The organism is Kitasatospora sp. NPDC042419, from assembly GCF_056437345.1.
This window is the reverse complement of record NZ_JBWKAW010000009.1, coordinates 191,644-208,594: the sequence shown is the minus strand read 5'-3', so window position 1 is coordinate 208,594 and position 16,951 is coordinate 191,644. Positions and strand designations below refer to the sequence as shown.

Sequence of the window (16,951 nt, the reverse complement as noted above, 5' to 3'; positions counted from 1 at the left end):
CCGTCGCATCCCGTCGCATCGCGTCCCGTCCCGTACGCCGCGAGCGCCGACCGCTGCTGCGGTTCGGCGCTCGCGGCGCGGGAGACGGGCGACCGGCCCGGCGGTCAGACCTCGACCGTGCCGCCCTCGGCGAGGGAGCGCTCGGCGGCGGCGAGGACCTCCACGGTCCGCAGGCCGAACGCCGCGGAGCAGGGGTGCGGCTCGCCGGTGCGGGCGGCGTCGGCGAGGGCGTCGAGGGCGCGGTGGAGGGCGGCGATCGGCCCCTCGCCGCGTTCGGGGAGGTGGACGGTGCCGGCCTCGCCGCGGAGCTCCATTCCGGTGCCGCCGCCCGCCACGGGGGCGGTGAGGCTGAGCGCCAGGGTGCTGGAGGCGCCGCCGACGTGGCGCAGCACGAGGTGGACGGTGTCCAGCGGGCCGGCCACGGCGGTCACGGAGGTGGCGTCGCCGAGGACCGGGAGCAGCACGGAGAGGGCGTGCGGGCCGACGTCCCAGAGCGCGCCCTTCTCCTTGCGCCACGCGGAGGCCGCGTACGGGCTGGTGGAGTCCGGGGCGAAGACCGAGCCGAGCCAGTCCGAGCGGCCGGTGAACCAGCCGCCGGCGGCCGCCTGCTCCTCGATCCACGGGATCTGGTCGCCGCCGAAGCGGACGGTGAAGAACACCACCGAGGCGACGCCGTTGCGCCCGGTCGCCTCGACCACCCGGCGGGCGTCGGGGACGGTGAGCGAGACGGGCTTGTCCAGCAGCAGGTGGCAGCCGGCCTCGGCGGCGCGGACGGCGAGGTCCGCCTGGACGGTCGGGGGGAGCGCGATGGAGACGGCGTCGACCTCGGCGAGCAGCCGGTCGAGGTCGGTGTGGCCGGGGACGCCGTGCTGCGCTCCGAGGGCGGCGGCGGCTTCGGGGCGGCGGCCCCAGACGCCCGCGAACTCGAAGGCGGGGTGCTCCGCCAGGACGGGTGCGTGGACCCGCTCCGCCCAGGGTCCGGTACCCAGCAGTCCGATGCGCATGGTGGTCTCGCTCCTCGGTGGTGCGTCGGTGCTCTGTCGTGCTCTGTCGTGCTGTGTGCCGTGTGCCGTGTGCAGCCTGCCGTGCACTGCCGTCGTGCCCGGTCGTGCGAAGGCCGCCGCCGCCCGGGGTGGGGCGACGGCGGCCCTGACCGACGGGTCAGTCCGTGGCGGGTGCCGCCGGAGCGGCCGCGGCAGCGGTGGTCGACACCCCGCCGTTCCCGCGCTCGGCCGCCGGGGCGTCCGCAGTCGTGGCGTCCCCGGTCGTGGCGTCCGCGGTCTCGGCCCCGGTCGCGGCCGTACCGTTCGCCGCGTCCTCCTCCTTGCGGGCCTGTGCCGCCTTCGCGGCGCGGCGCTTCATCAGCCAGGCCGAGAAGGCGCCGCCGAGGGCGGCCAGCAGCAGGCCGATCCAGGAGAACTTCGACAGCCACTGCTCGGCGACCTTGCCGACCTGGTAGACCAGCAGGGTCGTCCCGCCGGCCCAGACGATGCCGCCGAGGACGTTGGCGATCAGGAACTTCCAGTACGGCATCTTGAGCGCGCCGGCGAGCGGCCCGGCGAAGATACGCAGCAGGGCGATGAAGCGGCCGAAGAAGACGGCCCACATGCCCCACTTCTGGAAGGAGCGCTCGGCGCTGGCCAGGTGGTCCGGGCCGAAGTGCTTGGGGAACCGCCGCCCGAGCTTCTCGAACAGCGGCTTGCCGCCCTTGCGTCCGATCGAGTACCCGATCGAGTCGCCGATGATCGCGCCGAGGATCGCGCAGACCGCCACCCAGACGGGGCTGACCACGCCGCGGGCGGCGAGCAGCGCCGAGGACACCAGGGCGATCTCGCCGGGGAGCGGGATGCCCAGCGACTCCAGCCCGATGATCAGACCTACGAGGGCGTACACCGCGCCCGGTGGCACGCCCTCGATCCAGGCGTCGATGTGCAGCAAGACCAGTACCTCCGTGGCAGGACGAGACTCACGGCAGGCCCGGTCAGGTATCCGCAGCCCGCGCGCCGGTCTCGACAGTCGTCCGAATGGCGGCACCAGGCCGCTCCCCGAGAAGGCAGCCTAACGTGCCGGGCGGCCTGTCCCCCCGGCCGATCACCCCTGGTTACGACGTGCGACGACCTGCGGCGGTTCCAGTGGCGTCACCGGTGCCCCCACCCCACCCGATCCGGGCACCGGGGCGCGCCGCCGCACCGTCCGGAATCCCGTCACCACCTCCGCGGGGCAGCCCCCGGCCCCGGGCTGGTTCGGCGGTGTCCTCCACGACGGCCGAGGCGGCCGCTCCCCGGAACGTCGGGGCCGGAGAGCGGTTACGCCGTCCGGCTCAGCCCGCGCCGCGCCGGTGCGGCGGTGCGGGCAGCGTTGTCCCCATGGGAACCCTCATCGCGCGCGTGACCGCCGCCGCCCGCTCCGCCGACGGCGACAGCATCGGAGTACGGGCTCTGAAGGCACTCGACGCCTTGGGCGGGGCACCGGAGCTCGACACCGTCACCGAACCGTTGAGGCGCGCCGTCCAGGGCCTGCCGCTGGGGCGGCTGCGCGACGTGCTGCACGGCCGGCCCCTGGGCCACCCGCTGCACCCGGCGCTCGTCCAGCTGCCGGTCGGCGCGTGGACGTCCGCTGCCCTCCTCGACTTCGTGCCCGGCTCGGAGCGCGCCGCGCGCCTCCTCGTCGCGGCCGGCGTCGTCACCGCCGCCCCGGCCGCGCTGACGGGGTGGGTCGACTGGGCCGAGCAGCACGAACGGCAGAGGCGTACCGGTCTGCTGCACGCCGCGTCGATGGTGACCGCGGTGGGCCTGCACGGCGCGTCCTGGGCGGCCCGCTCGTGCGGCCGGCACCGGTTGGGGCGCGCAATCGGCCTCGCCGGGCTCACGGCGGTCGCCGGCGGGGCCGCGGTCGGTGGCCACCTCGCCTACCGGCAGGCCGCCGGCGCGAACAAGACGGAACCCGTTCCCCACGTGGTGGAGCCCGGCTGGCACACGCTCGGGCGCACCGAGGACTTCACCACCGGCGAGGCAGCGCGCCGGACGATCGGCGAGGTGCCGGTGCTGGTGGTGCGCGAATCCGCCGACGTGTTCCACGTGCTGGCCGACCGGTGCAGCCACGCCTCCGGCCCCCTCTCGGAGGGCGAGGTCGCCGACGGCTGCGTGACCTGCCCCTGGCACGGCAGCGTGTTCCGCCTGTCCGACGGCTGGAACGTCGACGGCCCGGCCACGGCCCCGCAGCCGCGCTTCGCCACCCGCACGGACGGCGACGGCAACCTTCAAGCGCGCCTGCCCGACGTCGGCTGAGCCCGACCGCCGGTCTCCTCCCCGTCCGGCCGCAGGTCGATCCGCCGCCGGCGGATTGGCCGGGCCGTGGCCGGACAGACGCAAGGCACCCGCCCGGCCACGGCGGCCACGCACCGCGAGGAGATCACGATGGTCACGATCCTCTACAAACCGCTCGGCCTGGTGTTCGGCGCCCTCGGCGGGATCGTCGCGAGCGCCGTCTTCAGACGCCTCTGGGCCCTCCTCGGTCACAAGGACGACGCACCGCAGGCCACCGACCGGGACCGCACCTGGACGGAAGTACTCACCGCCGCCGCCCTGCAAGGAGCGGTCTTCGCCCTCGTCAAGGCCGCGATCCATCGCGGCGGCGCCGCCGGCGCCCGGCGCCTGACGCATACCTGACCCATACCTGACCCACGCCCGACCGGCGCCCGACCCGCCTGACGGCCGCGCGGACCCTACGGCCGCGCGGGCCGCTCGGCACGCGCGGCGAAGTCCAGGACGGTGACGGAGGGGCGGTGGGTGGACAGGGGCGGGACGGTCAGGGCCAGCGGGAGCAGCGCGCCGACGAGGCCGCGGGCGGCGGCCGGGCGGACGTCGCGGACGGCGGACACGGCCGGGCTCGCGGTGCGCAGCTTGGCGCGCTCGCCCGCGTCCATCGCCCACGGCATCGCGGGCGCCCGGTACCCGCGGGTGCGCATCCTGCCGCTCGCGGCGAGCCGGGCGAACCAGCGCGGCACGGCGTCCAGGACCAGCGAGCCGCCCGGGAAGCGCTCGGCGCAGCCCGCGATCAGGGCCCGCACCCGGGCGGGCGGGAGGTACATCAGCAGGCCCTGCGCGGTGATCAGGACCCCGCGGTCGCGGTCGACCTCGTCGGCCCACGCCAGGTCGGTGGCGTCGGCGGCCAGGTAGCGCTGGCGCGGGCCGGGCGGCAGCAGCCGCTCGCGCAGCGCCACCGCCTCGGGCAGGTCGACGGTGAGCCAGCGGGCCCGCCCGTTGTCGACCCGCCAGTACTGGGTCTCCAGTCCCTCCCCCAGGCAGACCACGGTGCCGCGCGGTTCCCGGGCGAGGAAGTCCGCGACCTCGCGGTCGAAGCAGGTCACCCGCAGGGCCTGCAGTTGGGCCTGGACGGCGCTGGTGCCGAAGCGGTCGGCGAAGGGGTAGTCGATCCGGTCGACCAGCTCGACGGCCTTGGGGTCGCGCAGTACCGCGTCCGGGCGGCGGGCCTCGGCGGCGCGCTGGTAGAGCGTCCACAGTGCGGTCTCGGGGATCGCCGTCAGGTCCGGCCGCTCAACGCTGTTCATCACTCGGTCGCTCCTCTGCGTCCTCGGCCCGCTGGACGGACCCGCCGATTCTGACACCGCCGGGGGCGCGAACCGGGCGCCCTGCGCCCCGGCGCGCCGTTGCGGCCCTCCGTGCGCCGGCGTTTCTGCCGGGCGCGCGTTCAGCCGACGCTGAACGCCCCGTCCGGGGGCGGCGGGGAGTCCGTCGCGGTGGCATCGGTCACCGCAGCGGTGCGCGCGGTGAACGCGGCGAGGTCCGCACCGTCGGTGAGCCGGGCCGGGAAGACGTCGCCGGCCAGCCGCCGGGTGAGGTCCGCGACGGGCAGCGGCCCGGCCGAGCCGAGGAGCAGGATGTTGCCGTACCGCCGCCCGCGCAGGACCGGCGGCTCGGCGATCAGGCAGACCTCCGGGAAGACCGCGCGGACCGTCGCCGCCTGGGCCCGGGCGAAGGTCAGCGGCGGGCCGTCCGCGAGGTTGGCGGCGTAGCAGCCGCCGGGGCGCAGCGCGGCCGCCGCCGACCGGAGGAACTCCACGGTGGTGAGGTGCGCGGGGGTCCGCGAGCCGTGGAAGACGTCGGCGACGACGAGGTCCAGCGAGCCGGGCGCGGCCTGGGCGAGCGCAGCCCGGGCGTCGCCGACCACGGTCGTGATGTCGGCGCCGGGCCCGTGCCACGGCAGGTGCTCCTCGACCATCGCGAGCAGCGGGCCGTCCACCTCGACCACGCGCTGGCGGGAGCCGGGGCGGGTGGCGGCCAGGTAGCGGGGGACGGTCAGCGCGCCGCCGCCGAGGTGGAGCACGTCCAGCGGCCGGCCCGCCGGGGCGAGCGCGTCCACCAGGTGGCCGAGCCGCCGGGTGTACTCGAACTCCAGGTGCGTGGGGTCGCCGAGGTCGACGTAGGACTGCGGGGTGTCGTCCAGGGTGAGCAGCCAGCCGCCGTCGTGGTCGATGTCGGGCATCAGCCTGGCCTGCCCGAGGTCGGTCCGCCGTACGACCGGTACGGGGTCGTCGTGCTCGGGCGGTCGGGGCGTGTCGGGCATCTCGGGCATGACGGCAGCATAGGCGGCCCGTCCGAGTCGTCGTCACGCCCGAGGCTACCGGCCGGTATCGTCGGTGCTCCCGAGGCGGCGACACCGCAGCGATACCGAGCAGAGATTGGGTGCGACTGGACATGGAGTTCCGAGAAGACATCCTGGGTGCCCCGTACGAGGCCGTCGAGATTCCGCTCCGCCCGGACGAGGAGGGCGAGGTCTCCGCCACCCTCGTCCGACGGCTGGTCCCCGGCTCGGACCAGGCCGTCCTCTACATCCACGGCTACAACGACTACTGGTTCCAGACCCACCTCGCCGACCACTACGTCGCCGCGGGCTTCTCCTTCTACGCGCTCGACCTGCGCAAGTACGGCCGCTCGCTGCGCGCCCACCACTCGCCGAACTTCGTCCGCGACCTCGTCACCTACGACGAGGAGCTGGACGAGGCGGTCCGGATCATCCGGGAGCTGGACGGGCACACCCGGCTGCTGGTCAACGGCCACTCCACCGGCGGGCTGATCGCCGCGCTCTGGGCCGGGCGCCGCGCGGGGCGCGGGCTGGTCGACGGGCTGTTCCTCAACAGCCCGTTCCTGTCGATGCCGGCCGCGCCCGCCGTGCGCACCCTCGGCGCGCCCGCCCTGGAGGCGCTCGGCCGCTTCGCCCCCACCCGGGTGCTGCCGTCCGCCCTCAACCCGCACTACGTGCACAGCCTGCACCGCGACCACCGCGGCGAGTGGGACTTCGACCTGCGCCTCAAGCCGGCCGAGGGCGTCCCGCTGTTCGCCGGCTGGCTCGCCGCCATCCAGCGCGGCCACCGCGAGGTCCGGCGCGGCGCCGGCGTGGACGTCCCGATCCTGCTGATGGCCTCCACCGCCTCGATCTCGACCACCCGCTGGCACAACGCCCTGCACCACGCGGACGCCATCCTGCGCGCCGACGACATCGCCGCCGCCGGGCCCCACCTGGGCCGCCACGTCACCATCGTGCGCATCAAGGGCGGCATGCACGACCTCGTCCTCTCCGGCGAGACGGCCCGCACCCAGGTGTTCGCCGAGCTGGACCGCTGGCTCGGCGCCTACTTCCCGCTCGCCGTGCACTGAGCAACGGTGGCGCGCCGCCCCACGGCGTGCGGTCCTCCGACCTTCGCCGACCCGCGCCGTGCGCCGGTCCCCGACGTGCACCGACCCGCGCCGTGCGCCGGTCCCCCTGCGGTCCGCCGACCCGGAACGCCGCCGCCGCACCCGCCCGGGTGCGGCGGGGCGCCGGTCGGCGGACCGCGGCCGTCCGGATGGCGGAGCCCATGCCACGGGAATACCCCCCGCCCGCTCCCCCGTGCGCCTGCTGTGCGCCCGTGATTCTGTGGAAGGCTACCCGGGCCCCTGTCACTTCCCTTGCCGAGAAGGCGAGTTGAGGAGCCAGCATGCCGCATGGACACGGCCCGCAGGACGACCACCAGGACGGACACAGCGATCCCTCCCTCTACCGCACGCCCGCCGAGGCGATCGCCGCGCCACCGGAGAGGCTCGCCTACGTCGCCGGATTCGACCGGTCGGCCCAGCAGCCGGACGCACTGATCACCGTCGACACCGATCCGGAGTCGCCGAGCTACGGGCGGGTCCTCAACTTCACGCCGATGCCGGGCGTGGGCGACGAGCTGCACCACTTCGGGTGGAACGCCTGCTCCAGCGCGCTCGCGCACGCCTGCCACGAGAACCCGGAGCGGCGCTACCTGCTCCTCCCGGGGCTGCGGTCGTCGCGGCTGCACGTGCTCGACACCCGGCCGGACCCGGTGCGGCCTCGGCTGGTGAAGACGGTCGCCGCGGAGGAGCTGGCCGCGAGAGCGGGCTACTCCCGCCCGCACACGCTGCACTGCGGGCCGGACGGCGTGTTCCTCTCCTGCCTCGGCGCGGCGGAGGGCGCGGACGGGCCGGGCGGGGTGGCGCTGCTCGACCACACCACGTTCGACGTGCTGCGCCCCTGGGAGACCGAGCGCGGGCCGCAGAACTTCGCCTACGACGTGTGGTGGCACCTCGGGACCAACGTCGGCATCACCAGCGAGTGGGGCACGCCGTGGATGGTCGAGGACGGCATCGTGCCGGAGCTGCTGCTGGGCCGCAAGTACGGGCACGCGCTGCACTTCTGGGAGCTCGACTCGGGGCGGCACCTGCAGCGGATCGACTTCGGCGACCAGTACCAGATGGTGCTGGAGCTGCGTCCGGCGCACGACCCGCAGGCGGAGTGGGGGTTCGCCGGGGTGGTCACCAACGTCGAGGACCTCTCCGCGTCGGTCTGGCTCTGGTACCGGCAGGGTGAGGCGTTCACGGCACGGAAGGTGATCGAGATACCCGCCGAGGAGGCCAAGGCCGAGGACCTGCCTCCGGCGCTCCAGCCGTTCGGCGCGGTGCCGCCGCTCGTCACGGACATCAACCTGTCGGTCGACGACCGCTGGCTGTACGTCTCGGCCTGGGGCACCGGCGAGCTGTTCCAGTACGACGTGTCGGACCCCTTCCACCCGCGGCTCACCGCCTCGGTGCGGCTCGGCGGCGTGGCGGCCCGCACGCCGCACCCGGCCGAGCCCGGCCGCCCGCTGAGCGGGGCGCCGCAGATGGTCGAGATCAGCCGGGACGGCCGACGGCTCTACGTCACCAACTCGCTGTACGGGGCGTGGGACGACCAGTTCTACCCGGACGGCATCGAGCCGTGGATCGTCAAGCTGGACGCCGATCCGGAGGCGGGCGGGCTGACCGTGGACCAGCGGTTCTTCCCGCACGGCGAGGAGTTCCGCGGGCTGCGGGTGCACCAGACGCACCTGGCGGGCGGGGACGCCTCCTCGGACTCCTACTGCTACCGGTAAGCGGCAGCGGTAGCAGCAGCGGCGGGCCGTCCGGCCGACCGGCGGCACCGGCGGACATGATGGGCAACCGCGGGCCCCGGCGGGCACCCGGCGGCGGTCAGACCCGGCCGAGGACCGGGTCGTGGTGGATCCGGCTCGCCGGCAGGCCGTCGGCGGCCAGCCGGGTGCGGACCTCGTCGACCAGCCCGGCCGGGCCGCTGACGCAGGCCAGGTGCTCGGACCAGTCGCCGGCCCGGCCGACCGTCTCGGCGAGCCGGCGGCCCGGGTCGCGGCCGGTACGCCCGGCCGGCTCGTCGTCGGCGACCGGGACGAGCTCCAACCAGGGCTTGCGGCCGCCGAGTTCGGCGAGCGAAGGCCAGTCGTAGAGGTCGGCCCTGGCCCGGGCGCCGACGAAGAGGTGGACCCGGCGGCCGCGCGGGCGGTGCTCGACCAGCTGCTCGACGATCGCCTTCATCGGGGCGAGCCCGGTGCCGCCGGCCACCAGCAGCAGGTCCCTGCTGTCGTCCTCCGGCATCAGGGTGCCGCGCGGCGGCCCGAGCCGCAGCCGGTCACCGACGGCCGTGTACTCGACCAGCGCCTCGCTGACACCGCCCGGGCCGGTCCGGCGCACGTGGAACTCCAATTCGTTGTCCCCGCGCGGCGCACAGCCCATCGAGTACTGGCGCCAGGTGTGCGGCCGCAGCGGGTGCTCCACGGACCCGTACTGCCCGGCCCGGTACGGGTACGGCTCGCCGGTGCGGACCCGCAGTACGGCGAGGTCGGGGCGGCGGCGCTCGTGGCCGACCACCACGGCGTGCCAGTACGGGGGTTCGGTGAGCGCGGACTCGGCGCCGGCCACCATCGCCTCGACCGCGAACCGCAGCATCCGCACCCAGGCGGCCTCCAGACCGGGGCTCCACCGGGATCCGGCCCGCTGCCGGATCGCCTCGCAGAGTGCCTCCTCGAAGGCCTGGTAGTGCACCGGTCGGACGCCCAGTTTCCGGTGGTCGCGGCCGAGTTGGGTGAGCGTGGCGGCCAGCTGGGCGGGGCGGTGCAGGTTCTCCACCAGGTAGTCGAACATCCGCTCCAGGTGGGCCTGCTGGAACTCCATCGAGTCCGGGAAGAGCGCCCGGAGGTAGGGGCGGCGGCGGAACATGGACGCGTAGAGGCGGTCGATCAGGTCGGCGAACGGGGTGACCAGCCCGAGGCTGCGCACGATCAGCCGCTGATCGGCGGCCCCGTCGTACGCCCCGTCGTACGCCCCGTCCGCCCCGTTCGCCGCGGGGTGAGGGGCATCCGGTGCTGCGGCGCCGGCGCGCGGTCCGGCGCCGGAGGCGGGGAAGGAGTCCAGGAGGGACGGCGCCGGCGCGAGGATCTGCCGGCGGAGGCGCATGGCGTGGTGGCGCGCGATCAACCGGTCGTACTCGGTGGTGGTGCTGCTGATCTCCATGCCCGGAAGCCTAACTACTCGTCAGTCACCTGACGGATGACGCCGGTTCACCTCACCGACGGCGTCCCGCGCCTCCCGGCCCACCCCGGGCCGTTTCCGGGCAGGCGGCGGCCCGGGGTCGGCGTCCGGTCCAGTAGACGGCCGGGCACGCGGTGCGGGACAGGGCCGGTGGTCCCCGTCCACCCGGGACCACCGGCCCCACCGCCCCGCCGCAAAAGGGACTCCCGGCCCACCCGGGCCACGGGCCACGGCGCACCCCGGGCCACGGGCCGCGGCAGACCCCGGCTCCGGCTCCGGCTCCGGCTCCGGCTCCGGCTCCGGCCGAGCGGGCACTACCGGCCGTCGAGGTGTCGGCCGATCGCCAGGAACGCCTGCACGAGGGGCACCTGCGGGACGGCCGGGGAGACGACCTGGGAGGCGTAGTGGACGACGACCAGGTCCAGCGCGGGCGAGATGAAGAGCCGCTGGCCGTGGATGCCGCTCGCCATGAAGGAGCCGTACGGGTCGTTGGGGATCCACCAGAGGTCGTGGTACGAGAGGGTGGCCGGCGCGTCGGCGGGTGCGGCGGGGAACCGGACGCGGCGGGGGTAGCCGTCCGGGACGCCCGACGCGATGGTCGAGGCGACGGCCTCGGGGACGACCTGGCGGTCGCCGACGGCGCCGCCGCAGCGGATCATCTCGCCGAGTCTGGCCACGTCGCGCGCGGTGGCGCTGAACCCGCCGCAGGCGGCCTCGGTCCCCTCGGAGTCGAGGATGTAGTAGGCGTCCTCCTCCGCCCCGATCGCGGACCAGATCGTGTCGGACAGGTGCGCCGACGTGGTGGTGCCGGTGACGCGGCGCAGGACTTCGGCGAGGGCCTCGACGTTGCCGTTCTCGTAGCGGAACTCGGCGCCGGGTGCGCCCGTCGCCCGGGCGGTGGCGAGGTGTTCGCGGATGGTGGCCGGCCCGGCGTAGCCGAACGGCCTCAACTGGGGTGCCAGGACGGCGAAGTAGCGCTGGGCTTCGAGCGCCTTGTCGTAGCGGCGGCCCGCGTAGCTCAGCCGGGTGCCCATGTGGAGGAGGTGGTCGACCGTGGCGTCCCCGAACGCGGTGCCGGCGAGTTCGGGGACGTACTTCACGACCTCGGAGCCGCGGTCGAGCCGCCCCTCGTGGATGAGGACGGCCGCCAGCAGCCCCAGGTAGGACTTGGCGGCCGAGGCGTTGAAGTGGGGCACGTGGGGCTGGTAGCCGTGCAGGTACTGCTCGTGGACGAGCGTGCCGCGGTGCAGGACCAGCAGGGCGTCCGTCTCGGCCTCGGCGAGCAGTTGCCCGAGTCCGAGCGTGCGGCCCTGCGGTCCGGTGAAGGCGAGGCCGTCGAGGGCGCCGTCCGGGGCCGCGGGCAGGTCCCCGGGCCGGCCGCGGCCCCGCCAGACACTACGGCTCGGAACGGTCTCCCGGCCCGACGTCGTGTGGCGGCGGGCCCAGGCCGGATCCGTGAATCCGCGGGCCCAGGCCAGGTCGGACAAGGGGGGCATGGCGGTCATGCGACAGCTCCGCTCTTCTCATGCGTGCCTTCCGGGGTCGTTACCGTACATCGTGTTCGGTAAATCGACCAGAGTCGGCCGGAGCACGGAGGGAGGAACGGGCCCCGCGGCCGCGGCAGCCGGCCCTACGGCGCCAGGTCCAGGGCTCCCGGGGCGTCCGAGGGCGCCAGCCCCGTGGCCCACACGCGCCCGTAGACGGACAGGTCGCGCAGGTGGGCGGTGATCTCGGCGGCGCTGTAGCCGGTGTCGTTCTCCACCCACCAGGACAGCACGCCGATCAGCTCGCCGGTCCACGCCCGCGCGACCAGGTCGAGCGGGATCCGCGGTGTCGCCCCGAGCTGCGCGGCGCGGGCGCGGAACGCGGCCTCGGCGTGCGCCCGGATGAGTTCGGTGAACTCGCGCAGCGCCCGCCCGTCGCCCTCGCCCCGCAGGATCACCTGGTAGACCGGCCGCTCCTGCGCGGCGTGCTCGAAGATGTACTTCACCGGCAGCCCGGTGAAGCCCTCGGCGTGCGCCTGCAGCACCGCCGGCAGCAGGCGCTCGCGGTCCTCGGCGAGGTCGCGGACGATGCCGACGAGCAGGTCCTCCTTGTCCCGGCAGTGCGCGTAGAAGGTGGCGCGGCCGACGTCCGCCCGCTCGGTGATCTCCTCGACCGTGATCGCCTGGAACCCCTTCTCCAGGGCGAGCTCCACCAGGGCGCGGCGCAGCGCGGCGCGCGTCCGGCGGACGCGGCGGTCTCCTGCGGGCTTCATGTCCACATCGTTTCCTTCTGGTCCGGACCGTTGACCTGACCCTAACGCTGCCTTTAGGTTGCCGGACACCAAACTACTTTCCGAACACAGAGTTCGGAATATCAGTGGAGGTGCCATGAACCTCGGGCGGTACGTACGCCGGACGGCCGGCCATCGACCCGGCGCCGAAGCCGTGGTCTGCGGCTCGGTCCGGATGACCTACGCGGAACTCGACGACCAGAGCGACCGGCTCGCGACCGCACTGCGCGAGCTGGGGCTGGACAGGGGCGACCGGGTCGCGACGCTCGCGGCCAACCGCGCCGAACTGGTCGTCACCGAAGTGGCCCTGTACAAGGCCGGACTGGCCCGGGCCCCCGTCAACGCACGCCTCGGCGACGCCGAGGTGGCCCACCTGCTCCGCGAGTCCGAGGCCAAGGTCCTGCTCGCCGACGCCGGCCACCTGGCGACGGCCCGCGCGGCCGTCCCCGGGACGAGCGTGAAGACCGTCCTCTGCTACGACGGTCCCGACGACCTGGGCCCGGGCTACGCGCAGACGCTGGCCGGCACCGTCCGCGAGCCGGTCGACGTCGAGTGCGACGAGCAGGACACCGCGGTCCTGCACTTCACCTCCGGCTCCACCGGCCGGCTCAAGGCGGCGGTCCAGACGTACGGCAACCGGCTGGCGCTGATGCGAAAGTCGGTGATGAACGCGGACACCCGGGTCGGCCCGGGAGACCGGCAGATCCTCGCCGGCCCCGTGACCCACGCCTCCGGCATGCCCCTGATGGGCATCTTCTTCGCCGGCGGCTGCGCGGTCGTCCTGCCGCGCTGGGACGCCGCGGAGTTCCTCGCCACCGTCGAACGGGAGCGCGCCACCCACGCCTTCGTCGTGCCGACCATGGTCAACACGGTGCTCGCGCTCCCGGGCGCCCGCGACCACGACCTCTCCACCCTGCGCCAACTGGTCTACGGCGCCGCGCCGATGTCGCCGGCCCGGATCCGCGCCGCCTGGGACCTGTTCGGCCCCGTGCTCTCCCAGGGCTACGGGTGCGGGGAGACCACCTCCGGGGTGCTGTTCCTCTCCACCGAGGACCACCGGCGGGCGATCGACGGCGAGGACGAGGAACTGCTCCTGTCCTGCGGGCGCCCGCTCGCCGAGGCCGACGTCCGGATCGTCGACGGGACGGGTGAGCCGGTCCCCGACGGCGAGATCGGCGAGATCGCCGTCCGCGGCCCCGACGTCGTCCCCGGCTACCACAACGAGCCGGTGCTGACCGCCGAGTCCTTCCGTGACGGTTGGTTCCTGACCGGGGACCTCGCCCGCCGCCGGGCGGACGGCTACGTCTTCATCGTCGACCGCCGGAAGGACATGATCATCTCCGGCGGGTTCAACATCTACGCGGTCGAGGTGGAATCCGTCCTCCACCAGCACCCGGACGTCTACGAGGCGGCCGTCGTCGGCGTCCCCGACGAGCAGTGGGGCGAGGCGGTCAAGGCCGTGGTCGTCCCCCGGGACGGCGCCGCGCTCACCGAGGCGCAGCTCGTGGAGTTCTGCGCCGAGCGACTGGCCCGCATGAAGAAGCCCCGCTCCGTGGACTTCGTCGCGGCCCTGCCCCACAACCCCAACGGCAAGATCGACCGCCGCGCGATCCGCGAGCCGTACTGGGCGGGCGCCGAGCGCCGCGTCCACTGACCCCCGCCCGCCCCGCGCCCCGCGAACAGCACCTCCACCGGCGCCGCGCACAGCACCACGCACAGCACCACGCACCGAGACAGGAACAGGACCCGCCCCGTGCCCTACACCCTCACCCCCTCCTACGAGGACAACCCCCGGCTCCAGGACCTCGTCGTCCGACTGCGCGGCTACCTCACGGACGAGCTGATCCCCTTCGAACGCGAGCACGGCATCACCCCCGAGAGCAAGCTCGACCGCGCCACCCTCGAACGCGTCTGGAAGCGCAGCACCGAGCTGGGCTTCTACGGCATCAGCCTGCCACCGGAGCTCGGCGGCCAGGGCCTGAGCTTCACTGAACTGTGCGCCCTGAAGGAGGAGTTGACGGCCTCCGGGGCCGCGCTCTCGCACTCCGTCCTCGGCGACCTGGGCGGGCCGCTGCGCGTGGGCGCCGTCGTGAAGTACGCCACCGACTACCAGATGGAGCGCTACCTCCTGCCGGTGATCCGCGGCGAACGCGCCTGCTGCTTCTCCCTCACCGAGCAGGACGCCGGCTCGGACGTCCGGCGCATGACCACCACGGCCGTCCCCGACGGCGACGGCTACGTCCTCAACGGGCACAAGGTCTTCAGCTCCGCCGCGCCCTTCGCGGACTTCGCGATCGTCGTCGCCCGGATGGCCGGCACCGAGGAGTCGTACAGCGCCTTCCTGGTCGACCTCGACACCCCCGGCTGCCGGGTCCTCGACGGCGAAGTCCCCATGTCCGGACAGCAGATGGAGGGCGATGTGCTCCTGGAGGACTGCCGGATCCCGGCGGCCAACCTGCTCGGCGGGATCGGCGAGGGCCTGCGCATCGGGATCGGCCGCATCACCCTCAACCGGCTGCTCCACTGCCCCTCGCTGATCGGCGCCGCCCGGCGCGCCTGGGACCTCTCCGTGGCCCACTCCAAGACCCGGATCGCGTTCGGACAGCCGCTGCTCGCCCTCCAGGCCATCCAGCACAAGCTCGCCGAGATGGCCACCGACATCTACGCGGCCCGCTCCATGGTGACGGCCACCGCCGCCCGCGCCGACAGCGGTGCGAACATCTCGGTGGAGGCCAACATGTGCAAGCTGTTCGCCTCCGAGGCGTGCTTCCGGGTCGCGGACCAGGCCGTCCAGATCCACGGCAAGGCCGGCCTGACCCGCGGTCACGAGGTCGAGCAGATCTTCCGCACGCTGCGGATGTTCCGGATCGTCACCGGGACCACCGAGATCCACAAGAACGCCATCGTCAAGGCGCTCGTCTGACGGGACGCCCTCCGGGCGCCTTCGCCGAACTCCCCGGGGTCCCCGGACTCCCCGGGCTCCCTTCCCGGGGTCCCTCGCCGGACGCCGCCCGAGGCCCGCCTCCGACGGCTCGTCCCGGAGCTCCGCCGACGAGCACCCGTCCCGCACGCCGGGCCGCGCGCCGGGGCCGCCGCCACCCGTACGCCTGGTGGGCCGGCGGTCCCGGCGGCCGCCCGAACCGGACCACCGCGGCCCCGCACGCGACCACGCGCGACCGCACCCGCCCGCACGGCCGCGCCGCCGTCCCGGCGCCGCTGCTCTGCCGCCGCTGCCCCGTCGCGGCTGCCCCGCCCCTGCCCGGTGCCGTCCGCCCCGCACCCACGACGGGCCGCCCGCGTCACGACCCCCTGCTCCACCCCCACCCGCAGGAGTCACCCATGGCACCCCACCCCACCGCGCCCCCGCTCGACCGCACCGGCGACGCGGCCACCGACCCCCCGTACGACCGCCGCCGTGCCTGGCTGATCACCGCCATGATCGTGGCCTTCATGGTCGTCAACTTCGCCGACAAGTCCGTCCTGGGCCTCGCCGCCGTCCCGATCATGGACGAGCTGGACATGGACAACAGCACCTACGGCCTGGTCTCCAGCTCCTTCTCCCTGCTCTTCAGCCTCTCCGGCCTCCTCATCGGCTTCCTCTCCACCCGGATCTCCAGCCGGATGCTCCTGTTCGCCATGACCCTGCTGTGGGCCGTCGCCCAGCTGCCCGTCCTGTTCGCCGCCACCGTGCCCGCACTGATCGCGGGGCGTTCCCTCCTGGGCGCCGCGGAGGGTCCCGCCGCGTCCATGTCCATGCACGCGCTGTACAAGTGGTTCCCCCCGAACCGCCGCGGCCTGCCCTCGGCCCTGCAGATCGGCGGCGCCGCCCTCGGCACGCTCATCGCGGCACCCGTGCTCACCTGGCTGATCACCGGTTTCGGCTGGCGCTCGGCCTTCGCCGCCCTCGCCGTCGTCAGCGCGCTCTGGGGCCTGATCTGGTGGCGCGTGGGCCACGACGGCCCCTTCGACCACACCCGGGCCACCCCGACCTCGGACGGCGCACCCGGCTCCGCCCCGCGCCGGCTGCCCTACCGCCGGCTGCTGACCACCGGCACCGTGCTCGGCAGCATCTCCAGTGCCTTCGGCGCCGCCTGGGCCCTCTCCCTCAGCCAGGCCTGGCTCCCCGCCTACCTGCGGACCGAACTCGGCATGAGCCCGAAGGCCGCCGCCACCACCATCAGCGCCGTCTCCGCCTTCAGCCTCGTCCTCCTGCTGACCGTCTCCCCGCTCATGGACGCGCTGAAGTCCCGTGGCGTGTCCAGCCGTCGGTCGAGCGGTGCCGCCCAGGGCGGGGCGGTCTGCGTGGCGGGCTGCGCGATGGCGGCCTTCCCCTTCACCGACGCCGCCCTCCCCCGCCTGCTCCTGATCGGGCTCGCCTTCGGCACCGTCGCCGTCGCCATCCCGCTGCACTACATGACCGCGGCCGAGGTCGTCCCCACCGCCCAGCGCGGCGCCCTCTTCGGCATCGTCGCCGCCACCGGCACGCTCCCCGGGCTCCTCGCCCCGTACCTCACCGGCCGTCTCCTCGACACCGCGGACGCTCCCGGTACGGGCTACCGCACCGCCTTCCTCCTGGCCGCGCTCGTGATGACGGTGGCGGGGGCGCTCGCCGTCATCGCCATCCGCCCCGAACACGACGCCCGACGGCTGGGGCTGGGGCTGGGACTGGGATCGGGGGCCGGTCTCGTGGCGGGGGTGAGACCGGGGACGGAGCCGGGCACGGGGGCGGGCACGGGAGCGGAGCCGGGCACGGGGGTGAGGCCCGGGCCCGGTCCGGAGAAGGACAGGCGCCCGTGAC

14 protein-coding genes are annotated in these 16,951 nt (G+C 74.6%); 7 read left to right on the top strand and 7 right to left on the bottom strand.

Annotated elements, in window-relative coordinates; translation table 11 throughout:
- Positions 1-104: 104 nt before the first annotated feature.
- Positions 105-1,004: a Gfo/Idh/MocA family protein gene (locus AC067J_RS19770; RefSeq protein WP_478300849.1), complete on the bottom strand. Its 900-nt coding sequence runs from the start codon at positions 1,002-1,004 to the stop codon at positions 105-107.
- A 157-nt stretch (positions 1,005-1,161) separates the two neighbouring features.
- Positions 1,162-1,938 (bottom strand): DedA family protein, encoded by a 777-nt coding sequence (locus AC067J_RS19765; protein ID WP_478300847.1) that lies wholly within the window; start codon positions 1,936-1,938, stop codon positions 1,162-1,164.
- A 428-nt stretch (positions 1,939-2,366) separates the two neighbouring features.
- On the opposite strand from AC067J_RS19765, the gene AC067J_RS19760 reads away from it, so the two are divergent.
- Together AC067J_RS19760 and AC067J_RS19755 are read left to right on the top strand one after the other, a co-directional pair.
- On the top strand, positions 2,367-3,287 hold the full coding sequence (locus tag AC067J_RS19760) for a Rieske (2Fe-2S) protein (protein ID WP_478300845.1): 921 nt from the start codon (positions 2,367-2,369) through the stop codon (positions 3,285-3,287).
- Positions 3,288-3,416: 129 nt separating this feature from the next.
- A complete protein-coding gene (locus AC067J_RS19755) occupies positions 3,417-3,668 on the top strand; it encodes a DUF4235 domain-containing protein (protein WP_478300843.1) in 252 nt (83 codons plus the stop codon).
- Positions 3,669-3,724: 56 nt separating this feature from the next.
- On the opposite strand, the gene AC067J_RS19750 is transcribed toward AC067J_RS19755, so the two are convergent.
- Positions 3,725-4,570, bottom strand: a complete 846-nt coding sequence (locus tag AC067J_RS19750; RefSeq protein ID WP_478300841.1) for a class I SAM-dependent methyltransferase — start codon at positions 4,568-4,570, stop codon at positions 3,725-3,727.
- A 140-nt stretch (positions 4,571-4,710) separates the two neighbouring features.
- Positions 4,711-5,595 carry a spermidine synthase gene (locus tag AC067J_RS19745; RefSeq protein WP_478300839.1) on the bottom strand — a complete coding sequence of 295 codons (885 nt, stop codon included), beginning with the start codon at positions 5,593-5,595 and terminating at the stop codon, positions 4,711-4,713.
- A gap of 122 nt (positions 5,596-5,717) precedes the next feature.
- Between AC067J_RS19745 and AC067J_RS19740 the strand changes: the two genes are divergently transcribed.
- Both AC067J_RS19740 and AC067J_RS19735 read left to right on the top strand, forming a co-directional pair.
- A complete protein-coding gene (locus tag AC067J_RS19740) occupies positions 5,718-6,677 on the top strand; it encodes an alpha/beta hydrolase (RefSeq protein WP_478300837.1) in 960 nt (319 codons plus the stop codon).
- Positions 6,678-6,997: 320 nt separating this feature from the next.
- The gene (locus AC067J_RS19735) at positions 6,998-8,431 is read left to right on the top strand and encodes a selenium-binding protein SBP56-related protein (protein ID WP_478300835.1); all 1,434 of its coding nucleotides are present in this window, start codon (positions 6,998-7,000) and stop codon (positions 8,429-8,431) included.
- 97 nt (positions 8,432-8,528) lie between these two features.
- Here AC067J_RS19735 and AC067J_RS19730 read toward each other — a convergent pair whose 3' ends face one another.
- The 3 genes from AC067J_RS19730 to AC067J_RS19720 all read right to left on the bottom strand — a co-directional run bounded on the left by AC067J_RS19730 (position 8,529) and on the right by AC067J_RS19720 (position 12,135).
- Complete coding sequence (locus AC067J_RS19730) at positions 8,529-9,860, bottom strand: globin domain-containing protein (RefSeq protein WP_478300833.1); 1,332 nt, start codon at positions 9,858-9,860, stop codon at positions 8,529-8,531.
- A gap of 332 nt (positions 9,861-10,192) precedes the next feature.
- Positions 10,193-11,383 (bottom strand): serine hydrolase domain-containing protein, encoded by a 1,191-nt coding sequence (locus tag AC067J_RS19725; protein ID WP_478300831.1) that lies wholly within the window; start codon positions 11,381-11,383, stop codon positions 10,193-10,195.
- Positions 11,384-11,508: 125 nt separating this feature from the next.
- Positions 11,509-12,135: a TetR/AcrR family transcriptional regulator gene (locus AC067J_RS19720; RefSeq protein WP_478300829.1), complete on the bottom strand. Its 627-nt coding sequence runs from the start codon at positions 12,133-12,135 to the stop codon at positions 11,509-11,511.
- Positions 12,136-12,250: 115 nt separating this feature from the next.
- On the opposite strand from AC067J_RS19720, the gene AC067J_RS19715 reads away from it, so the two are divergent.
- From AC067J_RS19715 to AC067J_RS19705, 3 genes are all read left to right on the top strand, one after another.
- Positions 12,251-13,807, top strand: coding sequence for an acyl-CoA synthetase (locus AC067J_RS19715; RefSeq protein WP_478300827.1), 1,557 nt, complete (start codon positions 12,251-12,253; stop codon positions 13,805-13,807).
- Between the two features lie 99 nt (positions 13,808-13,906).
- Entirely contained in the window at positions 13,907-15,076 is a 1,170-nt protein-coding gene (locus AC067J_RS19710; protein ID WP_478300825.1) for an acyl-CoA dehydrogenase family protein, read from the top strand.
- A gap of 416 nt (positions 15,077-15,492) precedes the next feature.
- Positions 15,493-16,950: an MFS transporter gene (locus AC067J_RS19705; protein WP_478300823.1), complete on the top strand. Its 1,458-nt coding sequence runs from the start codon at positions 15,493-15,495 to the stop codon at positions 16,948-16,950.
- The last annotated feature ends 1 nt before the right edge of the window (position 16,951 follow it).